The 3,969-nt window shown below is 27.1% G+C and carries 4 protein-coding genes and 1 pseudogene; 3 read left to right on the forward strand and 2 right to left on the reverse strand.

Annotation, left to right across the window (positions count from 1 at the left end):
* Positions 1-235 (forward strand): annotated as a pseudogene (locus ACR0QS_RS11730) (hypothetical protein); the annotation flags it as partial.
* Between the two features lie 126 nt (positions 236-361).
* Here ACR0QS_RS11730 and ACR0QS_RS11735 read toward each other — a convergent pair.
* On the reverse strand, positions 362-775 hold the full coding sequence (locus ACR0QS_RS11735; RefSeq protein WP_432633636.1) for a hypothetical protein: 414 nt from the start codon (positions 773-775) through the stop codon (positions 362-364).
* Positions 772-1,329: a hypothetical protein gene (locus tag ACR0QS_RS11740; protein ID WP_432633637.1), complete on the reverse strand. Its 558-nt coding sequence runs from the start codon at positions 1,327-1,329 to the stop codon at positions 772-774. The genes ACR0QS_RS11735 and ACR0QS_RS11740 overlap by 4 nt, the downstream gene beginning before the upstream one ends.
* Before the next feature lie 578 nt (positions 1,330-1,907).
* Here ACR0QS_RS11740 and ACR0QS_RS11745 point away from each other — a divergent pair.
* Positions 1,908-2,726, forward strand: coding sequence for an undecaprenyl-diphosphate phosphatase (locus ACR0QS_RS11745; protein ID WP_432633639.1), 819 nt, complete (start codon positions 1,908-1,910; stop codon positions 2,724-2,726).
* 11 nt (positions 2,727-2,737) lie between these two features.
* Positions 2,738-3,969 (forward strand): DNA translocase FtsK 4TM domain-containing protein (locus ACR0QS_RS11750; protein WP_432633638.1); only part of this gene is annotated, 1,232 nt, incomplete at its 3' end.

Here is a 3,969-nt window from a genome sequence, read left to right on the forward strand (position 1 = left end):
CGAGACAAAATATAATTTCGATTCCTTAAAAAATAAATTCAAAAATCCTTATATTCCATATATTAAAGCGACTTTCGATTATTTATTTTTCTTTAGCGATGAAATTGCTTTGGGAATAGGATTATACGCTGGATACGATTTCGGTCCGCAAATCAAAGACGACAGATTTAGTAAAAATAATTTGGGCGCTTTCGATATTGGAGGGCAAGTTAGTTTTTATTTCGTAAACGACTGATTATAATTAATCCCATAAAAAATAATTTATAAAGAATTGATGCGGTAGCTATTTTTAGTTATCGCATTTTTATTTTTTGTTTATAAAGTTAGTTTACATAATTTTTTATACTTTTATTTAATTTTATTAAGTCTTTTTTAATTCTATTCCATCAATTTTTATAACAGTTTCGCTTATTTTTTCTATTGTAAACTCTTCCCAACTATCGTATCTATTATCATATAGTTTTTTATAATATTTCCCGTTTTCTATTTTCCATATTAACATCCAACTATATTTATTCATCCGAACTCCATATTTGCTTCTTGTAGAATAATACCAAATTCTATTATCCTCTTTGAACTCATAAGAATAATAATTATAATATTTAAATTCTCCAATAGAATTTAAATATTCACCATGTGTGCTTCCATGCCATGTTCCAATTAAACTTGTGTCGGGGGTTGGAGCTATTTCTCCGTTTTGTATATTTGGATTATTAGAGATTTCACATGATAAAATTAGAATAAATATAAAAATTATAGCAAATATATTTTTCATTTTTTATCTTCCTCAACTTTTTTAATTATTTCATTAAGTTTTTTCACCATTGTATTACTATCTTTCGGTTTAATATTTAAGTTCTTATACCCTTTATCAGTTTCTACTTTTATCATGTCGATGCCACCCAATATAGCCTCTGTATCTTTATCGTTGAATATAGCTATACTTCTTATTGATTGCGGGACATTACCCATATAACTAAAACCATTATCCGAAAACGAGAATACGCTTTGGTATTCTAAAGTTATAATATGTCCATCCGAGCATTTTATATAAACCCTATCGTCTGTGCCTACAGAAAATGTGCTTGCATCTCCAACTACATTTAATTCTATTATTATACGATGATTATCTTTTACTTTTGTAGTTCTAAATCTGTATTCAAGCATTTGATATGCTTTATAATCTCTTATAAAAGCGCTATCCGTTTGATAGTAATATGTTCCATCGAATTCATCTTCTATTTTTTCGACTTTGGCAAATACTATCACTGAAGATAAAAAGAATAATATAAATGCTTTTTGGCTTAAAGCCCAAATTCGTGTAATCATTTTGTTTCTCCTTTGTTTAAATTAAAAAATATATTTGATAAAAAACCTTTTGGGTTATTATATCCATAAGATAAATATTTATTAAAACATTTAAATAAATAAATGCTTTTTGCAAAGTTAAAATCAATAAATTCAAAAAAGAATTTGAATAGATTTTTAACAAATAAATAGAATAATATTTTATAATTAGTAAGTAAACATAAACTTGAAAAAAGTTTAAAGTGATGACTCGACTCGGCTCGGCTCGCGAATTTCAGTTTTGTAATATTTTTTATTTAATTCAATCATAGTATGAATTATACAACACATTAAAAATTTGTCAACAGTTTAAAATTAAAAAATAAAAAAATTATCAATAACTATTATTTAATCAAACAAAAAATATAAATAAGGTTTTTATATTCAAAATTTTGCAACTATTAGATCCTGTAAAATATTGGATTACCAAAGACTAACGAAATTGTTTCGCTTATGTGGGCTTCACTCGAAAACTGCCCACTTTAGTTTACATAATTTTTTACTATTGTTTTTTTATTATAATCCGAAAAAATAATAGGGGTAGTTTTATGCCAAAATCTATAATAGAACCGATAATTTTAGGATTTGTTCAGGCAATAACCGAATTTTTGCCCGTTTCGAGTTCGGGGCATTTGAGAATAGCCGAATATTTTCTTGGATTTAAAATGGAAAATATACTTTCGTTTGAAATCGCTCTTCATTTCGGAACTTTTTTGGCGACTTGTTTAATTTTTAGGAACGATATTTTAATTGCGATTAAAGGATTGTTTTTAGGATTAAAAGATTTCAAAAATGCAAGCGAAAATGACGAAGGTTTTAGAATCGCTCTTATGGTAATAATAGCTTCTATACCGATTGCAATAGTGGGATTTTTTTTGGAGAAATATTTAAGCGACATACCGATGCATAGAATCGGATTAAATCTTATAATAACTGGCTCTATTCTTCTGCTTACAAAAAATACGGATAAAATTCCTATAAAGAAAGACATTTTTTCCGCTACTTATTATAATGTTTTTATTATCGGAGTCGCTCAGGCTTTGGCGGTTTTTCACGGAATCTCTCGCTCTGGAATGACTATCAGCGTTGCATTATTTTTGGGATTGAATAGAGATTTTGCAGGAAGATTTTCATTTTTAATTTCTTTGCCTGCGATTTTTGGAGCTTTGATTTTGTCGTTAAAAGATTTAAAAAATTTTAACAATTTCGACATCGTTTATGCCGTTATAGGATTTATTACTTCTTTTGTATTCGGAATAATAGCTTTAAAATTTTTAATATCGTTTTTGAAAAGAGGGAGATTTTTTCATTTCGGTTTTTACTGTATGATAGTCGGAATCGCCGTGTATTTATATTTTACGACAGTAGCAGTTAATTGACGGAGTTTTTTATGAGCAAATTTAACGATAAAAATAGAAATCCAATTTTCGATATAGCGGGATTTTTATGTCTGCTTTTTGCAGGAATATTATTTCTTTCGTATTTTAGCTTGAATGCGGAAAATATAGATTTGAATGAAAATATATCTAAAAATCTTCTCGGAATTTTCGGCGCTTATATTTCTGCTAATTCTTTTTTGGCTTTCGGTTATTCTTCTTTTATTTTTCCAATATTTTTTATATACGCGGGAATAAATGTTATTCTTAAAAATTCTGCAAATAAAATTCCGTTGTCGGCGCTCGCTTCTTCCATTTTGATGATATTGTTAAGCGTCCTATTCGACATAACTTTTGGAGATATCGTTTCATATAAAAAAGGCGGAATCATGGGAGCGGTTATCGGAGAGAGTTTGATTTCTTTATTCGGTAAAACGGGCGCTTTCATAATGACAATATCTGGACTAATTATTTTAACGATTGTAGTCGCCAAAGTTTCAATATTGGATTTGATAAATTATTTGAAAAATTATTTGAGTAAAATCGATTTGAAAAAAATAAAAGATTTTGAAAATAAAATAATAAGCGATTCTAAAAATGCGGAAAATATAAATAAAACTAATTCGGATAATAACGAAAAACTTCAAACTAAAGATTATCTTCCGATTTTTTATAAAAAAGAAATTTCTGAGATGAATTTTGGAACATTGCCATTTATAGAAAAAATTAAAGAATCGAATAATAATTTTTCCAATTCGTTTTCATTTAACGAAGAAGATTATAGAGAAAAATTAAAAAGAAAAAATAATTCAAATAGTTTTGATAAAAGTTTTTTTAACGATTCTAATAACGAAGATAAAAAAATAGACGGAATAGTAAACGGTTTGAAGAATAATAATTTTAATGTAAACACTTTGGAAACCGAAGATGAAGATTTGGGAAGTTCTTTGGCAAAAGCGGTTTTTGGAAACGATTATAAAAAAAATTATAATAATATTAATAATAATCGTAATGAGAATTACGATAACGATAAACAAAATAACAATTTTTTATCGGAATATTATTTAAATAAAAATAATAATTCAAATAATAACTCCGAAGAATTGGAATTAGATTTTAATATCAACCGAGCGAGAGTTTCCGATTTCAAGAGAGCTATTTACGAAGATTCTATTCATTCAAGGTCGAGATTCGATAAAACCGAAAATTTTATTAAAGCGAATAATAATACTTATGACGATTATAG

Origin of the sequence: Brachyspira sp., from assembly GCF_050873525.1 — a bacterium.
Lineage (GTDB): Bacteria > Spirochaetota > Brachyspiria > Brachyspirales > Brachyspiraceae > Brachyspira.